The sequence below is a fragment of the Aquimarina rhodophyticola genome (genome assembly GCF_042434915.1).
Lineage (GTDB): Bacteria > Bacteroidota > Bacteroidia > Flavobacteriales > Flavobacteriaceae > Aquimarina.
This window is the reverse complement of sequence record NZ_CP170198.1, coordinates 2,730,014-2,747,210: the sequence shown is the minus strand read 5'-3', so window position 1 is coordinate 2,747,210 and position 17,197 is coordinate 2,730,014. Positions and strand designations below refer to the sequence as shown.

Sequence of the window (17,197 nt, the reverse complement as noted above, 5' to 3'; positions counted from 1 at the left end):
TTCTTAAAAGGGAAGTTTTCTTACGAAAGCTTCCCTTTTTTTAATACTTTTAAATTCCCCATTTTGTCAACTTAATCTAATCTTATCTTATGGAAGAATTATCCCTTCAAGAACCAGTATGCTCACAATGCGCAACGCTTATAAAACAACAAGCTAAATTTTGTACGCATTGCGGATATCCCCAATTGGGTACAGAAAAGGAGCAATCCCAGTTTCATGCCAAGCGCGTCATGGCCAAACAACAGCAAGAAGTAGATGTTAAACGCATAGCATCTGCTCAAAAGACTCTATACTGGACGTCTGGAATATTTATGGTTTTTGGATTGTTTTATTTTTTCAAAACAGAGGAGATCTCAATTCTAATTACTAATGCTATACTTTCTATTTTGTATTTGTTATTAGCTTTCTGGACCAAAGAAAAACCCTTCGCTGCATTATTGTCGGCCTTATTGTTATACCTAACTGTTATTGCAATTAACGCTGTTATTGAGCCTATGAGCCTTTTGAGCGGAATTATAATGAAAGTTGTGTTTCTTACACTTTTAATCAAAGGGCTATATTCTGCATCGCAACGCACCTCAACACCTACCTTATGATTTGTCATGCGTGTACACAGCCCATTACGGCAGATTCAAATTATTGTGCTAGTTGTGGAGCATCAATAGGTTTTAAAAATAAACAGACACGTAGTGAACACATTAATCTTATTATCGTTTTTTATATTATAGAGCTTGTATTCTTAACTATAGTACACCTAATTTACAAGGAAGATACCTCACTAACGACAGAAATAGCTGTTGAGAGCGTATCGGCTATGTTAATTATACTTTTTATAATGTTTGATGTAAAAAACATAATAAAATTGTACACACTACCACGATTACCTCTTCTTGAGTGGATAGGAGTGATATTAACACCTTTTGTAACGGGTTTCTTGGTGTATTACGGTATAGAATGGATCAATACCGCCTTGTTTGATGAAAGCACAAATTACTACGCGGCCTATGCCGAGTATGAACATCCCTTTCTTTTGGCTTTTATATTTGTAGCTATTCTTCCGGCGATTTTTGAAGAACTAGCCTTTCGAGGTTTTTTGTTTAATCAACTAGAGAACGTTACCTCTATTCGTATGAACATCCTACTTACAGCATTTCTTTTTGCATTAGTACATTTTTCTTTTATTTCGCTACTTTGGATTTTTCCATTTGGACTCTTATTAGGATATCTTAGATATCGCTATCAAAATTTATGGTTGGGGATGATAATTCATTTCATACATAACTTGATAATAGTATCTTTGGACAGTTATTATTACGATCCATTACTATATTAATTGACGAATTAGATTATGATGAACTGGGAAGAGCTTTTGTCGCTCCGTAGACAAGGCGATACAAATAAACGATTGCGTAAAGAACAAGATGAAACCCGTCTGGGGTTTGAGGTGGATTATGACCGTATCATTTTTTCATCTGCTTTTCGTAGTTTACAAGATAAGACACAGGTAATTCCCTTATCTAAAACCAGTTTTGTCCATACACGGCTAACACACAGTCTCGAAGTGTCTGTAGTAGGTCGCTCCTTGGGAAGAGTAGTGGGAAAACAATTGCTAGAAAAGCATCCACATCTGGCTGTGGTTCACGGGTATCACTTTAACGATTTTGGTGCTATTGTAGCCGCCGCTGCGTTGGCGCATGATATCGGTAATCCACCCTTTGGACACTCGGGAGAGAAAGCTATTGGTGAGTACTTTAAAAATGGAAGCGGCGTACAGTACCAATCCCAACTTACTGCTAAGCAATATCAAGATTTAATAGATTTTGAAGGAAACGCTAACGGTTTCAAGATTCTTACCGAATCCCGTGCGGGTATAGAAGGTGGTTTGCGGTTATCGTATGCTACCTTGGGCGCTTTTATGAAATACCCAAAAGCTTCTTTACCTAAGAAGCCAAGTGCGCATAGTGCACATAAGAAATTTGGATATTTTCAAAATGAAGCAGAATTCTTTGGAGAGGTAGCTCGCGAAATTGGCTTGCTTCAATATAATTTTGGTAAAGAGGTAACCTACAGTCGCCATCCACTAACTTATCTGGTAGAAGCTGCCGATGATATTTGCTATACCATTATCGATTTTGAGGACGGAATCAATTTAGGGCTGATCCAAGAAGAATATGCCTTAGAATACCTGATCAAATTGGTGAAGGATAGCATCAATACGTCCAAGTATAATAGCTTAACCACAACCGCAGACCGTTTGAGTTATTTAAGAGCTTTGGCAATAAACACCCTAATTCGTGAAGCAGCCGATATCTTTATAGCCAATGAAGAGGCTATTTTGGCAGGGACGTTTATGAGTGGATTGATCGAAAAAAGTAAGTATGAAGCTCAAATCGACGATATTATCAAAATCAGCGTATCTAAGATCTACCAAAGTCAGGAAGTTACCGAGAAGGAAATTGCGGGTTACGAAATACTGGCCACTCTACTGCATACGTATTGTGAAGCAACAAAGCATTATATTGAGGATAATTGCTCTAATTATGACAAACTAATTCTAAGAGCTGAAGGCGCGAATTTCGATTATAAAAATGAAGATTTGTATAGCCGTTTGATAAGTATCTGTAACTATGTAGCAAGTCTTACCGATAGTAACGCCTTATTGAAGTTTCAAAAAATACGTGGCGCTAAGGTGTAAGGCCTTCTACTATTGTTAACTGTAGGAATAGGTATAGAATTCTTTCTTTACAGATTTTAATATGTGGTATGACCTATGTAAAAAAATCTTATTATGTAATGTCAATAAATACTGAAGAATTGGTAAGCTTTAGTATCTTTAAGCTTAGTACGCTTAAAACCTAACCAATGTCATTACAATACTATACGCAGTTACAAGAGACGCTTGCCGCAATGCCAAGCGAAGCCGTTAAAGCACCCACCATGCCAGTAGATGTACAACTTCAAGAAGCCGAAGATCTATCCCTGTGGATACAACAGGATAAACGCGAATTAAAAGCAGCAGGTTTAGATTGGACTAGGTATGTAGATACTTTGGGTATTCGTGCAGGAGCGTGTCGCTATGCACAAGCACTTTGGATCAAAGAGCGTTACGAGCAAAAAGAAATTAAAAAATCTTGGCAAGATGCAGCCAAAGAAGGTTTTGCATTGCGCAATGCCTTAATTGCTGATTTTAAATTTGTATATCCAAATAACCAACGTATAGCGGCCGCCTTAAAACAAACCCGTAAAGGTAAGAGCGCTGCTGATATGATACAGGATTTAAGCGACCTCGCTGTTTTGGGAAGCGAGTATGTAAAAACTCAAAATTCTATTATCGCCATACAAGAACGTATTAAAAAGGCGCAAGCGTTGTCAACACAATTGGGCGCGACCAAAGCCAAAGCAACTAACCATCAATTATCTACTTCGACATCTAAATTAATGCGTGATAAGGCGTGTAGTTACCTTAAAGAAGCTGTAGATGAAATAAGACGGACAGGTAAATATGTCTTTAACCATATACCAGATCGTAAGCAAGGATATATTAGCCGATATAAAAAGAAATCTTGATTACATACCATATCTAATTGGTTTGGATTGAGTAGTCAGCGCGATAAATTTGGTGTCCAGCGTACTAATTTTATAAATATCGCAAGTTCTTAATTTACCATCGCACTAAGTTGGTCGATAATCACATAAAATTAAGTATCCAGCGTAGCGCTGACTATGTTGTAGCTTACGCTGAACTATATAGAATAATTGTTTATTGAAATAATCAGTAGGTGAAGGTGTTAACTTAACAGGTGACTATGATAGTTTAAGGTTTTTGGAGCATATTCATAAAAAAACCAGTCTTTTAATTTTAAAAGACTGGTTTGTTGTATAAGAGTAGATAGATTATTACATTTTTTCAAAAGTCGAAAAAGAAGAATCCTCACTATCATTATCACTATCGTCAAAAATTAAAGTGGTATTTGATAGCTCAATGATTTCTAAAGCTTCATTCTCATCATCGTAAATAATGGTTAGTGTGGAATTTGATAAACTCCATTTTGCTGGATACGCCCATTCTCTGCATACTTCTTCATTAGTACCTTCTCCAATAATACCAGTTTCTACAAATATCGATGTTTTATCACTTTTGAATTCATAAGATGTTTTAAGATCGCATTCGTCTAGTTCAACAGCTTTTCCATCGCGAGTAATACCTGTTAATAGCCACTTTCCTACTAAGTTTGACTCAGAAATTTCTGATCCACCGTTTTCATCTGATCCACCGTCATCATCTTTGGAGCAAGAGGTAAGGGTTGCTGCTATTAGCAGGATAAATACACTAATTTTTTTCATAATATATTAAATTGATTTGAGGTGCAAATAAACTATAAATAGAGCTTTTATGCAACATGGTATTCTTCAAATAAAAAACCAGTCTTTTAAAGTTGAAAGACTGGTTGATTAATGACCTAAGGTTTAAATATTATTTTTAGATTCTTTTATAAGTATCCACGAATACAAAAGTTGTCTCATCACCATTTTCATCTTCATCTTCATCGATGAACTCGAGAACCAGTGTAGAATCAGTTAATTGTTTAATCGTGCCAGTACTAGTGCTACTAACACCACTAAATTCAGAGGTTACAGTTAATTGATCTCCAGAAAGTGACCATTTACTAGTTGAAGACGCTGGTTCACATGTGCTGTTTTCAGAAGAAACTGTGTCAAAATAAGTATCAACTACTTCTCCATTTGATTTGAATTCTAAACTGTCCAACTTATCACATTCATCAAGTTCATATGTCTTACCATTTTCTGTAGAAGCTGTCCATTGCCATTTTCCAACTAAATTCGCTTCAGAAATTTCTGATCCACCATCATCATCTTTAGAGCAAGAGGCAAAAGTTGCGGCGATAAGTAGGATAAATACACTAATTTTTTTCATAATATTGCTTTTTAAGTTTAATAACGTCCGCAAAATAAGTATTTTATCGAGTAATTTTGAAGTATTTCTCCATAAAAGAATAAAAAGTAAGAATATACTTATAGATTTCTTATTTTTTCAATGAGTGCATTGGTTGAGGTACCACATTGGTCATGCAGTTGATCTGGAGTGCCGTGTTCGATAAAGCTGTCGGGCATCCCCAGTGTTTTAATAGATCCTTTATACTTTTGTTGCATGGCGTAGGCAGCAATTGTACTTCCAAAACCTCCTACAATCGTACCATCCTCTGCGGTTACGATAGTTTCGTACTCCATAAAAATAGAATTTAACAATCTTGTGTCCAGTGGCTTTACGAAGGGAAAATGATAATGGCTTACCGTTACATTGGCTAGGTGAATTGCTTCTGTCACATTTGTACCAATAGTACCTGTTGAGATAATGGCTACTTTACTACCTTTACGTAGACACTTTCCTTCACCTATGACAATATCCTTAAAAGGTTTTTGCCAGTCCAATAATGTACCTCGTCCGCGGGGATATCGTATCGCGATTGGATAATTGAGACCTAGCGAAGCGGTATATAATAAATTACGCAGTTCGATTTCGTCAATAGGAGCCGCGATAAGCATATTAGGAATGCAATTGAGATAGGCAATATCAAACACTCCATGGTGTGTAGCACCATCTGCTCCTACCAAACCTGCACGATCTACACAAAAGATTACGGGCAAGTTTTGTAAAGCTACATCATGTATGATTTGATCATAAGCACGTTGTAAAAAAGTTGAATAGATAGCACAAAAAACCGTAAGTCCTTGGGTTGCCATACCAGCAGCTAGTGTGACCGCATGTTGTTCTGCGATACCAACATCAAAGGCACGATCAGGCATCTCGTCCATCATATATTTTAAAGAACTCCCTGTAGGCATTGCAGGAGTGATACCTACAATCTTTGAGTTGTTACGCGCCAATTCTAGGAGTGTTAAGCCAAATACATCCTGAAATTTGGGGGGTATAACAACTTTATTTTTGGGCAATAATTCACCAGTATGCGCATTAAACTTACCTGGGGCATGGTATTGCACTTGGTTTTCTTCGGCTTGTTTTAAGCCTTTGCCCTTGGTCGTAATTACATGTAGTAATTTGGGGCCTTGTATAGTTTTTAACCGTTTCAATTCCTCTAGCAATGTAGGTAGGTCATGGCCATCAATCGGACCATAGTATTTGAAGTTGAGCGCTTCAATAATATTATCGGTCTTTGGCTTACGTCCTACTTTTGCTTTGGTGAGATATTCTTTAAGTGCACCCACACTTGGGTCAATGCCGATGGCATTATCGTTCAAAATAATTAGGAGGTTAGCATCCGTTACACCGCCGTGATTCAATCCTTCAAAAGCCATTCCGCTAGCAATTGAGGCGTCTCCAATTACTGCAATATGTTGTTTGGTTGTATCTCCTTTTAGTTTTGAAGCAATTGCCATCCCCAAAGCAGCAGATATTGAAGTAGAAGAGTGGCCTACTCCAAAGGTATCGTATGGACTTTCTTCTCGTTTAGGAAAACCACTAAGACCCCCCAACTGTCGGTTGGTATGAAAACGATCTTTTCTTCCGGTTAATATTTTATGAGGATAGGCTTGATGCCCCACATCCCAAACAAGCTGATCGTTAGGAGTATCAAATATATAATGTAAGGCTATGGATAATTCAATAACTCCCAAACTTGCACCGAGGTGCCCCTCTTTGGAAGCAACGATGTCTATAATGAATTTCCGCAATTCTTGGGCTAATGCCAGAAGCTGTACTGACGATAATTTTCTTAGATCAGAAGGATATTCGATAGCAGATAGCAAAGGATATTTTATAGAATCTATCAAGAGAAAGTCTTTTTGATTGGTAGCTACAAAAATAGCTAATATGCGAGTTTCTTATCGCTATGATTGGGTAAAAAATACGATTTTGTTTTCATGTGCAGTATTCTGGTGTAGTGTATCTTTAGTAGCATGATTTAAATTTTAGTAATTTTGAAAAAAAAATATGATTGAGCCGTTTGACGATACTTATTTTATGAAAAAAGCATTGCAAGAAGCCGAGCAAGCTTATGAACAGGGAGAAATTCCTATTGGCGCAATAATAGTCGTTCAGGATCAGATTATTGCTAGAGCTCATAATCTAACTGAGTTGCTTAACGATGTTACAGCGCATGCCGAGATGCAAGCTATAACTGCAGCAGCAAATTATCTGGGAGGAAAATATTTGAATGAATGTACTTTATATGTGACCATTGAACCTTGTCAAATGTGCGCGGGTGCCTTGTTTTGGAGTCAAATAAAAAAAATAGTATATGGTGCAAGAGATGAGCAACGCGGTTGTATTGCTATGGGCACAACATTACATCCTAGAACTACAATGAGTGGGGGAGTACTTGAAAACGAATGCAGCACACTTTTAAAACGTTTTTTTGTAGAAAAACGTAATTTGAACTAGGAGTTCTTCAATTTTTGCTACCCTAACCTAAATATTACCATGCAACGTTAGTCACTCATACGGGTCTTTTGTACCGAAAGACTACTGCATGAAAAAAATTACATTTATTATGTTATGCCTCTATACACTTTTAGGCGCAGCACAAGAGGGAGAGCAAATTTTTGGTGTTATTTTGGATGAATCTGGAGCTGTTGAAGGAGTTCATATTTATAATAAAACGCAAAACACAGGCGTTGTTACCAGTATAAAGGGTAGGTTTACTATGCGAATGTTTGCAAAGGATACTTTAATCTTCTCTTCAATACAGCATACTCATAAGACCTATATAGTGCAACCGCATGATCTCGTTGTGAAAGCTATAAATGTTCGTTTAGAAATTGCAATGAACGAACTAGAACCCGTGATGCTGTCCACACATACTTTAACAGGCAATTTAACCAAAGATTTACAAAATATAACTACATACGAAGATGTCTTGCCTTTATGGAGCGCAGCGGATCTTAAACGAATGGGAGTTTCTGGCTTTAATGATAAACAGTCTAATATCAAGAATACAGCACTTAATGGACTATCTGGAAGAGGATCAATTAATTTATTAGGACTTTTTAATGTTTTTAAAAAAAGTTTGAAGGATGAGCGTACTTATGTTGCGGTACAAAGTATTACAGCTATGTATTCCATAAAATTTATTACAGATCAAATTGATATTCCTCAAAGTGAAGTGTATAATTTTATAGATTTTTTAGCTGAACAAAAGGAGACGGATTCTATTGTTGCTTTAGATGATAAGCTGAAAGTACTTTCTTATATAATGCATCAAGCTGAAGTTTACAAAGCACGATACGACATAATTAAAAACTAAAAAAGCACTGCCTAAGCAGTGCTTTTTGAAACTTCGTAACGTATACCTTACTCATGAATTACGCGTACCTGTGCAGCAATAATTCCTTTTCTTCCTTCTTCTTCTTGATACTCTACTTTGTCACCTTCATTTAATGCTTCGCCGTTTAATCCTGAAGCGTGTACAAAAATGTCTTTTCCTGTTTCGTCGTTGGTTATGAATCCGAAACCTTTGGACTCATTAAAAAATTTAACTGTTCCTTCCATGGTGTGTAATATAATATGTTTTATGAGATCTAAAGTTACTTTTAAATCTAATAAAAAATGTTATTATATTGTAAAAATTTCAGAAGTGAAACAATTTCTAACTATTTTTTCCCTCGTTAAAGTCTCTCATTTTCTGTATATTATCACTTGTTAACATGTAGTCTTGTACTTTCTTGTTTTTCCAACGATGGTAGATAAATACAGGCATTAGAACGAAAGATCCTAGCAAAATTGCTATACCAATAAGTTTATCACCTGTTATGTGATCTCCCGAATTTTTAAAATAATATCCGATAGCAATAAGGACTGCAAAAATTATAAAAAGAAGTTTAATTATATAGTTCATATCGCGTATTTAAGTTGCAAAAAGCGGCTTTATTCGTATAGAAGCCTTTTGGTTATGCAAAATTAATCAACTTTCTTCTATACGCAGTCAATAATTTGGATTTTGAAATAAATCCTACATATTTTCCGTCTTTAGTGACGGGAAGATTCCATGCTCCCGAGTCTTGAAATTTACGCATGGTAGTTTTGGCATTATCAGTTTCAATAACAATAATGGTAGAAGCTTTGGTCATAAGTGCTCCAACAGTTGTTTTGTGATATAATGTTATGTCAAACATAATATCCCTAATGTGATCCAAATGTACAATGCCTACTAATTTTTGATTTTTAGTAAGTACAGGAAAAAGATTACGGTTGGATTTTGCAACAGCTTCGCTTAGCAATTGTTTAAGAGTAAAAGTTTCTTCAACACTTACAAAATTGGTTTCAAGACAATCCTCAAGGTTTAATAGGGTAAGTACATTTTGATCTTTGTTGTGTGTTAATAATTGTCCTTGTTCTGCGAGTTCACGGGTATAAATATTATGTTCGATTCTATTTTTCGAAATTATAAAAGAAATAGCAGTAGTAATCATTAACGGTATAAATAACTCATAGGTGGATGTGATTTCGGCAATTAGGAAAATCGATGTTAAGGGCGCGTGTAATACACCTGCAATAAGTCCTGCCATACCTAATAGAGTAAAATTTGCTTCAGATACATGTAGTCCTAGTCCAAGATTATTGATTATTTTGGCAATGACATTTCCCAAAGCACTGCCCATTACCATGGTAGGAATAAAAATTCCTCCGCAACCTCCAGCAGCAAAAGTTGTAGTCATCGCAATCGCTTTGAAGATTGTAATTCCTATTAATAAAGTAATAACCACCCAGGCATTATCGGTTAAATGATCAAAAGGCGTTTGACCTAAGGCTGTTAAGTGATTGCCGTGTAATAAACTATTGATAAACCCCAATCCTTCACCATAAAGCGGCGGTATAAAATAAAGCATAACACCAATGGCCAATCCACCGATAATAAGTTTATGAATTTTTTTGGTAAAGCGATCAAAAAACTTTAAAATCCAAAAATACATTTTTGTAAAATAAATCGAGGAAAAGGCTGTGCCAACTCCGAGAACAATATAAAAGGGAATATCAAAAATTTGAAAGCGTTCTACCACCTCAAATCTAAAAAGTACTTCGTCTCCCAAAAAGAAATATGAGGTGATTATCGAGGATACCGAGGCAAGCAATAGGGGTAATAATGAAGTAAGAGTTAGATCTAAGCTAAACACTTCAACGGCAAACACCAAACCTGCTAATGGAGATTTAAAAACAGCCGAAATTGCGCCCGCAGCAGCACAACCAATTAATAAAGTTCTAGTTTTTGTTTTTACATGAAATAAAGAGCTTAAGTTAGAACTCATGGCAGCTCCAGATCCAATAGCGGGTCCTAATAATCCAACCGACCCACCAAAACCTACCGTGATAGGTGCCAAAATCAGAGGGAGATAGGCTTGTGCAGCATTAATAATTCCACTTTTTTTAGAGAGAGAATATAATATTAGCGGTATTGCCGATCTAAGATCTTTCTTTACGACATATTTTAATATTAAATATACTATGGATAAACCTACAATAGGTGTGATAAAATAAAAACTTGTTTGCCATTGTATAAGATCTTTTTCGAGAACTACTTGAATCAAGTGCGTAGCATTTTTTAAGAGTAACGAAATGAGACCAGCAAGAAAACCAATGAGTATGCTAAGTAAGAGAATGAAATTCTTAGTCGAGATATTTCTATATCGCCATTTCAAAAATTTTATAAGTAGCTTTTTTCTCTGAATATGTTGCATAAATATTCACTAGGTTAAGAAACGAAAGATACTAAAAAATCCCGCTTTTTGCGGGATTTAATTTTTTTAAAGACTTAGCTTAATATGTAATTCATTGAGCTGTTCTTGATCAAGTTTTGATGGTGCATCAATCATTACGTCGCGCCCACTATTATTTTTTGGGAAGGCAATAAAATCGCGAATAGTTTCTTGTCCTCCTAAGATAGCAACAAGTCTGTCTAATCCAAAAGCTATTCCGCCATGCGGAGGTGCTCCGTATTGAAATGCATCCATTAAGAAACCAAACTGTGCCGTAGCTTCTTCTGGAGTAAATCCTAAGTGATCAAACATTAAAGCTTGTGTTTCCTTATCATGAATACGAATAGATCCACCGCCAATTTCGTTTCCGTTTAAAACAAGGTCATAGGCATTAGCACGCACTTTACCTGGATCAGTATCCAATAACTTCAAATCTTCTGGTTTTGGAGAAGTAAAGGGGTGGTGCATAGCGTGATATCTCGCAGTTTCTTCATCCCATTCTAACAAAGGGAAATCTACTACCCAAAGAGGGGCAAATTCATTTGGGTTTCTTAAGCCCAAACGCTCGGCCATCTCCATACGTAATGCACTTAATTGAGCACGAACTTTGTTGGTAGGACCAGATAATACACAAATTAAATCTCCTGGTTTAGCTTGCGTAGCTTCAGCCCATTGGGATAAATCTTGCTGGTCATAGAATTTGTCAACAGATGACTTGTAAGTACCATCATCATTACATTTGACATATACCATACCCAAAGCTCCTACTTGTGGACGCTTCACCCAGTCAATCAACTTATCAATTTCTTTACGTGTATATGAAGCGCCGCCAGGAACAGCGATACCTACAACAAGCTCTGCATCGTTAAATACTTTAAAATCTTTGTGCTTAGCAAATTTATTAAGCTCACCAAATTTCATTTCAAATCGAATATCAGGTTTGTCATTTCCATAGGTTTTCATCGCATCATCATAGGTCATACGAGGAAAATTTGAAATATCTACACCTTTAATTGTTTTTAAAAGATGGCGTGTAAGTCCTTCAAACGTAGCTAGAATATCTTCTTGTTCTACAAAAGCCATCTCACAATCGATTTGAGTAAACTCTGGTTGTCTATCGGCTCTTAAATCTTCATCCCTAAAACACTTCACAATTTGGAAATATTTATCCATGCCACCCACCATGAGCAGCTGTTTAAAAGTTTGTGGAGATTGCGGAAGTGCATAAAATTGACCTTCGTTCATTCTAGAAGGAACCACAAAATCACGAGCCCCTTCGGGTGTTGATTTAATTAAATACGGCGTCTCAATTTCTATAAACTCCTGTTCGGACAAATATGTTCGAACTTGCATAGCGACTTGATGTCTAAAAATAAGATTTTTCTGTACAGGTGTACGACGTATGTCAAGATATCGATATTTCATACGAATATCTTCACCACCGTCGGTAGTATTTTCTATAGTAAATGGGGGTGTTATAGCTTCATTTAAAATGGTGAGTTCTTTTACTAAGACTTCAACTGCACCGGTATGAATAGTGTCATTTTTGGATTCTCGTTCTATAACCGTTCCCTGTACTTGAATAACAAATTCGCGACCTAAGGTTTGTGCTGTATCTAATAAAGCTTTTGGAGAGCGTTCTTCATCAAATATCAATTGAGTGATACCGTAGCGATCTCTTAGATCTACCCAGACCATAAAACCTTTATCTCTAATCTTTTGTACCCACCCAGAAAGTGTAACTTCTTTATTGATATCTGAGATGCGTAATTCGCCGCAGGAATGACTTCTATACATAATATACTATTCTATTAAGGCAGCAAAAATAAGAAGATTTAAAAGAATTACTTTACCCAATCTCATATTTAGTAAAATGATTAAATAACGAATAGTCGTGATTAGGGATATGATTGCAAACAGTAGATATTTTAATGCATTTACTATAAAATTTACTGTAAACATGATAAATACATATTGATTTATATTTTTTTATGAAAATATTTTAATAGTTTTAGCCTTTATTCTAAACAAATCATTATGAAAAAACAATCACATCATAGCAAATGGATGTTGCTAATTTTATTGATGCTACCGGTAGTACTCATAGCTCAAGAGACTATAACAGGTAGGGTTATTGTCCAAGAGAGTGGCGTGGGGGCTGCTTTTATTAACGTAATTGAGGATGGCACCAAAAATGGTACCGCCACAGATATGGACGGAAATTTTACATTAAGGGTTGATAAGCTACCTGTGAAGCTCAAGGTTTTTGCTTTAGGTTTTACCGAGGAGCTTGTTTCGGTAAATACAACAGGACCGATTACTATTCAAGTAGAGGAGTCTTCTGAATCTTTAGATGAAGTAGTTGTTACTGGATTAGCATCTTCTATTAAGCGAAGTAACTCGGCAAATGCTGTAGCTTCCGTGTCTGCAGAAGATTTGGCTGGGTTAACCCCTCCTCAAACATTAGATGGGGCATTAGCGGGTAAATTTGCTGGGGCTTTGATAACAAAAAGTTCTGGCGCGCCTGGGGGAGGAATCTCTGTGAAACTTAGAGGTGTAACTTCAATTAATGGTAATTCTCAACCACTTTATATTGTGGATGGAGTTTACGTTAATAATAATAGTATTTCGGGAGCAGGACTCAATACAGTGTCTGGAGCTAATACTGGAGGAAGCGAACGTAATCAGGATAACCCTTCTAATAGAATTGCAGACATTAATCCAGACGATATTGAGAGTGTGGAGATTTTGAAAGGAGCATCAGCAGCAGCAATATATGGCGCGAGAGCAGCAGCTGGTGTAATTATTATTAAAACTAAAAAAGGTAAAAAAGGTAAAACTAAAATAGCTTTTTCTCAAGATGCTGGATTTAATACTATCTTGAATCGAAGAGGTCAGAGAGACTTTACAGATGAACGTGTCTTTAATTTATTCTTTTCTCCTAATGCGGATCCTATCCTAGAACAACGATCTAGGGATGCTGCAAATACTCAAGTAACGCTTTTTAATGAAGCGAGAAACAATGGTAGGTTAGTTGATTTTGAGGAAGAGATTTATGGTGAAAAAGGATTTATAACAAATACTAGTGTTAATATATCAGGAGGTTCTGATAACACACAATATTATGCAGCGTTTTCAAACAATGATGAAGAAGGAATTGTTAAAAATACGGGATATAACAGAAAATCGATACGATTAAATATCAATCATAGTTTTCTTGAGGATAAAGCTAAACTAAGTTTGTCTAGTAATTATATTGACTCTAGGTCTAATCGTGGATTTTTTAATAATGACAATACTGGAACAACTATCGGAGTAGCTTTAACGTCTACTCCACCATGGGCTCAGTTGTTTCCAGACGAACTTGGTGTATATCCAGATAACCCTTACGGGGCGTCAAATCCGTTACAAACAAGGGATTTGATTACTAATAGAGAAGATGTAAACCGATTTATAGTAGGGGGAACACTTGATCTTAAGCTTTATGATTCGGAAAATTCAAATTTGAAATTAGTTTTAGGGGGAGGAGTTGATTATTATGATCTAGTAACTACAGCTTTTTTTCCAAAAATTTTACAATTTCAAAAACTGTCGAATGGAGGGCTGAATGGTCTTAGCGCTATCGGAGATACAGAAAATAAAGATGCAAATTATTCAGCATTTTTGGTACATAATTATACGACTAGTAATAATTTAAACTTCACTACCCAAGGAGGGATAACTAAACAGACATTTTCTCGTAATAGTATCAGCAACATTGCTTCAGATCTAATTGCATTCGAAAGAAATTTGGATCAAGCTGCAAATATCAGCGTAACACAATTTCGACAAGAACAAGAAGATCAAGGATTTTTTGTTCAGGAAGAATTAAATTATCAAGATAAGATTATTGCCACTTTAGGAATAAGAGGAGATAAGTCAAGTAATAATGGAGATGCTAATGAGTTATTTTATTATCCAAAAGCATCGGCAGCTATAAATTTACATGGTTTTGATTTTTGGAGTTTAAAGGCGGTTAATAAATTTAAAATAAGAGCTGCATACGGTGAGGCGGGAAACTTTGCACCTAATGGAGCGTTATTTACAACATATACTAATTCATTAATCAACGGTATTGCTGGTATAGTTGTACCAGTCACTCTGGGAAATTCTGATATATCTCCCGAAAGACAAAAGGAATTTGAAGTTGGATTCGATGCTAGTTTTGTTAACAATAGAGTAGGCTTGGAATTCTCATATTATAATAAATCCGTAGATGATTTAATTCTGCAAGCAAACATTGAGCCATCATCAGGATTTACAACAGAATTTTCTAATGCTGGTAATCTGGTGAACAGAGGAATAGAAGTTGCATTGAACGCTAATGTAGTACAGAAAGAAAAATTTAGTTGGGATACCAATCTGATATTTTTTACCAATGAATCTGAGATCACAAAATTAGAAGTCGATCCCTTTAATTTGGGTGGCTTCGGAGCTGGCTTAGGAACATTTAGAATTGAAGAGGGAAAAAGTGCGACTCAGATTGTTGGAAATAATGAAAATGGTGACTTGGTAGTTCTTGGGGATTCAGCACCGGATTTTCAGGTAACTTGGAGTAATAACCTTAACTATAAGGATTTTTCATTATCATTTCTATGGCACTGGAAACAAGGAGGAGATAATATTAATTTAACTAATCTATTAACCGATTTTGGAGGAACTAGTCCAGATTATGATGATGTAGATTTGGATCCAGCAGGAGCTACTCCTAATGGGCCTTATAGAATTGGAGCTTTTGGATCAGGAAACGCGACACCATTTGTAGAAGATGCTTCTTACTTAAGATTAAGAGAGGTGGGCTTATATTACACATTACCTAGTAAATATCGCGATCAAATTTTTGGAAAATATGTATCGAATTTGAAAATTGGATTCTCAGGAAATAATTTGATCAACATATTTGATTATAATAGCTACGATCCCGAAGTATCGAATTTTGGATCAAATGGTTTATCTACAGGGGTTGAAGTTACACCATTCCCTTCTTCAAAGCGATATTTATTTCACTTAGCTGTTGAATTTTAAAAAAGAAAAATAATGAGAAATTTAAATATATATTTAATAGGAATTCTTTCTTCAATGATTTTACTATCATGTGAGATCGAAGATGGGAGAGATTTAAATGGACCGAGTACGGAGTCCATCTCCAGTGATTTATCACGAGGAGAATTACGAGATGCTGTGTATGGTATATTGTCTGATATGCGGGTGCGGTTGGGTACGCAAGTTGATGCTCAGGCGGTTGCAGGTAGAGAATATTGGAGATTTCAAAGTTCAGACCCAAGATGGACTGCAGATTTACTCACTGGTATATTGGATGCTAATACCTTTTATACAACGAATCCATATGCAGCAAGATATGCAACTATAAAAGATGTTAATTTGTTATTGGAAGGATTAGAGAATACAACAGAATCATTTACTAATGAAGAAATAGCTTATATCCGTGGTTTTGGAAATACTATAAAGGCACATGAATTATTAATGGTCTTAAATCAACAATATCAAAATGGAATTCGAGTAGATGTAGAAGATCCCAAAAACCTTGGTCCTTTTTTAGGGTATGATGAAGCTTTAACTGAGATTTTCGCGTTGTTAACCAGTGCGGCTACAGATATTACTAATGCAGGGGATGCTCAACCTTTCGCGCTTCCGTCAGGATTTCAGGTTAGTCTCATTGAGTTTAACAATGCTTTAGCTGCTCGAGTTCAAGCATATCGCGGCAATTATGCATCCGTGCTTTCTCTATTGCAAAATTCTTTTATGGATTTTACAGCAGACCTCAATTTGGGGGTTTATTTTACTTTCTCACTTAATGGAGCCGACATAGCTAATCCTCTGTTTTTTGCAAAAAATTCTACAGGTGCAAATGCGCGAATCGCCCATCCTTCTTTTATTGCTGATGCTGAGGCAGATGATGAAAGATTAAATAAGATAGTTTTTAGAGAGGCTGAAAACTCATCTGGTGTTGTGGTTCCTAATCCACTTAGTCAGGCTAATCTTACAGGAGGGTACGATGTCTTTGTATACGACAGTAACGTAGCGCCTGTAGCGATAATCAGAAACGAAGAGCTAATTTTATTATATGCAGAGGCAAACCATATTATTAATCCACCAGAAGCGGTAGTTGCAATTGATATTATTAGAGATGCAGCTGGTTTGGATCCTTATGTGGGTGGTACTTCACCATCAGAATTAGTCACTGAAATTTTAAGACAGAGACGTTATTCTTTATACGCCGAAGGAGGACATAGATGGATCGATTTAAGAAGGTTTGATAGATTAGATGAATTACCTCTTGATAAATCAGATCATAATATTTTCGAACAGTTTCCAACTCCGTTGAATGAAAATCAATAATAGGACATTCATGTAAACCAAAAAAAACGCCGCGTAATGCGGCGTTTTTGTTTACTGTGAGTTAAGGAAA

15 protein-coding genes are annotated in these 17,197 nt (G+C 36.1%); 8 read left to right on the top strand and 7 right to left on the bottom strand.

Features of this window, described 5'->3' with window-relative positions; genetic code table 11:
• Positions 1 to 89 precede the first annotated feature (89 nt).
• The 4 genes from ACE939_RS11845 (at position 90) to ACE939_RS11830 (ending at position 3,567) form a co-directional block, all read left to right on the top strand.
• On the top strand, positions 90 to 596 hold the full coding sequence (locus ACE939_RS11845) for a hypothetical protein (protein ID WP_378185800.1): 507 nt from the start codon (positions 90 to 92) through the stop codon (positions 594 to 596).
• Positions 593 to 1,333 (top strand): type II CAAX prenyl endopeptidase Rce1 family protein, encoded by a 741-nt coding sequence (locus tag ACE939_RS11840; protein ID WP_378185799.1) that lies wholly within the window; start codon positions 593 to 595, stop codon positions 1,331 to 1,333. The genes ACE939_RS11845 and ACE939_RS11840 overlap by 4 nt, the downstream gene beginning before the upstream one ends.
• A gap of 18 nt (positions 1,334 to 1,351) precedes the next feature.
• The gene (dgt, locus tag ACE939_RS11835; RefSeq protein ID WP_378188444.1) at positions 1,352 to 2,695 is read left to right on the top strand and encodes a dGTP triphosphohydrolase; all 1,344 of its coding nucleotides are present in this window, start codon (positions 1,352 to 1,354) and stop codon (positions 2,693 to 2,695) included.
• A 167-nt stretch (positions 2,696 to 2,862) separates the two neighbouring features.
• Positions 2,863 to 3,567: a hypothetical protein gene (locus ACE939_RS11830; protein WP_378185798.1), complete on the top strand. Its 705-nt coding sequence runs from the start codon at positions 2,863 to 2,865 to the stop codon at positions 3,565 to 3,567.
• A gap of 330 nt (positions 3,568 to 3,897) precedes the next feature.
• On the opposite strand, the gene ACE939_RS11825 is transcribed toward ACE939_RS11830, so the two are convergent.
• The 3 genes from ACE939_RS11825 to ACE939_RS11815 all read right to left on the bottom strand — a co-directional run bounded on the left by ACE939_RS11825 (position 3,898) and on the right by ACE939_RS11815 (position 6,798).
• Positions 3,898 to 4,344 (bottom strand): lipocalin family protein, encoded by a 447-nt coding sequence (locus tag ACE939_RS11825; protein ID WP_378185797.1) that lies wholly within the window; start codon positions 4,342 to 4,344, stop codon positions 3,898 to 3,900.
• A 136-nt stretch (positions 4,345 to 4,480) separates the two neighbouring features.
• A complete protein-coding gene (locus ACE939_RS11820; protein WP_378185796.1) occupies positions 4,481 to 4,936 on the bottom strand; it encodes a lipocalin family protein in 456 nt (151 codons plus the stop codon).
• 98 nt (positions 4,937 to 5,034) lie between these two features.
• On the bottom strand, positions 5,035 to 6,798 hold the full coding sequence (locus tag ACE939_RS11815; RefSeq protein ID WP_378188443.1) for a 1-deoxy-D-xylulose-5-phosphate synthase: 1,764 nt from the start codon (positions 6,796 to 6,798) through the stop codon (positions 5,035 to 5,037).
• A 172-nt stretch (positions 6,799 to 6,970) separates the two neighbouring features.
• Here ACE939_RS11815 and ACE939_RS11810 point away from each other — a divergent pair, with 172 nt between their 5' ends.
• Positions 6,971 to 7,420 (top strand): nucleoside deaminase, encoded by a 450-nt coding sequence (locus ACE939_RS11810; RefSeq protein ID WP_378185795.1) that lies wholly within the window; start codon positions 6,971 to 6,973, stop codon positions 7,418 to 7,420.
• A gap of 88 nt (positions 7,421 to 7,508) precedes the next feature.
• Positions 7,509 to 8,282 (top strand): hypothetical protein, encoded by a 774-nt coding sequence (locus ACE939_RS11805; protein ID WP_378185794.1) that lies wholly within the window; start codon positions 7,509 to 7,511, stop codon positions 8,280 to 8,282.
• Positions 8,283 to 8,329: 47 nt separating this feature from the next.
• Here ACE939_RS11805 and ACE939_RS11800 read toward each other — a convergent pair whose 3' ends face one another.
• The 4 genes from ACE939_RS11800 to aspS form a co-directional block, all read right to left on the bottom strand.
• Positions 8,330 to 8,527 (bottom strand): cold-shock protein, encoded by a 198-nt coding sequence (locus ACE939_RS11800; RefSeq protein WP_378185793.1) that lies wholly within the window; start codon positions 8,525 to 8,527, stop codon positions 8,330 to 8,332.
• Positions 8,528 to 8,624: 97 nt separating this feature from the next.
• Positions 8,625 to 8,873, bottom strand: coding sequence for a hypothetical protein (locus ACE939_RS11795; protein ID WP_378185792.1), 249 nt, complete (start codon positions 8,871 to 8,873; stop codon positions 8,625 to 8,627).
• 52 nt (positions 8,874 to 8,925) lie between these two features.
• On the bottom strand, positions 8,926 to 10,710 hold the full coding sequence (locus ACE939_RS11790; protein ID WP_378185791.1) for a chloride channel protein: 1,785 nt from the start codon (positions 10,708 to 10,710) through the stop codon (positions 8,926 to 8,928).
• A 66-nt stretch (positions 10,711 to 10,776) separates the two neighbouring features.
• Positions 10,777 to 12,525, bottom strand: coding sequence for an aspartate--tRNA ligase (gene aspS / locus ACE939_RS11785; RefSeq protein ID WP_378185790.1), 1,749 nt, complete (start codon positions 12,523 to 12,525; stop codon positions 10,777 to 10,779).
• 240 nt (positions 12,526 to 12,765) lie between these two features.
• Between aspS and ACE939_RS11780 the strand changes: the two genes are divergently transcribed.
• Positions 12,766 to 15,792: a SusC/RagA family TonB-linked outer membrane protein gene (locus ACE939_RS11780; protein WP_378185789.1), complete on the top strand. Its 3,027-nt coding sequence runs from the start codon at positions 12,766 to 12,768 to the stop codon at positions 15,790 to 15,792.
• Positions 15,793 to 15,804: 12 nt separating this feature from the next.
• Entirely contained in the window at positions 15,805 to 17,127 is a 1,323-nt protein-coding gene (locus ACE939_RS11775) for a RagB/SusD family nutrient uptake outer membrane protein (RefSeq protein WP_378185787.1), read from the top strand.
• The last annotated feature ends 70 nt before the right edge of the window (positions 17,128 to 17,197 follow it).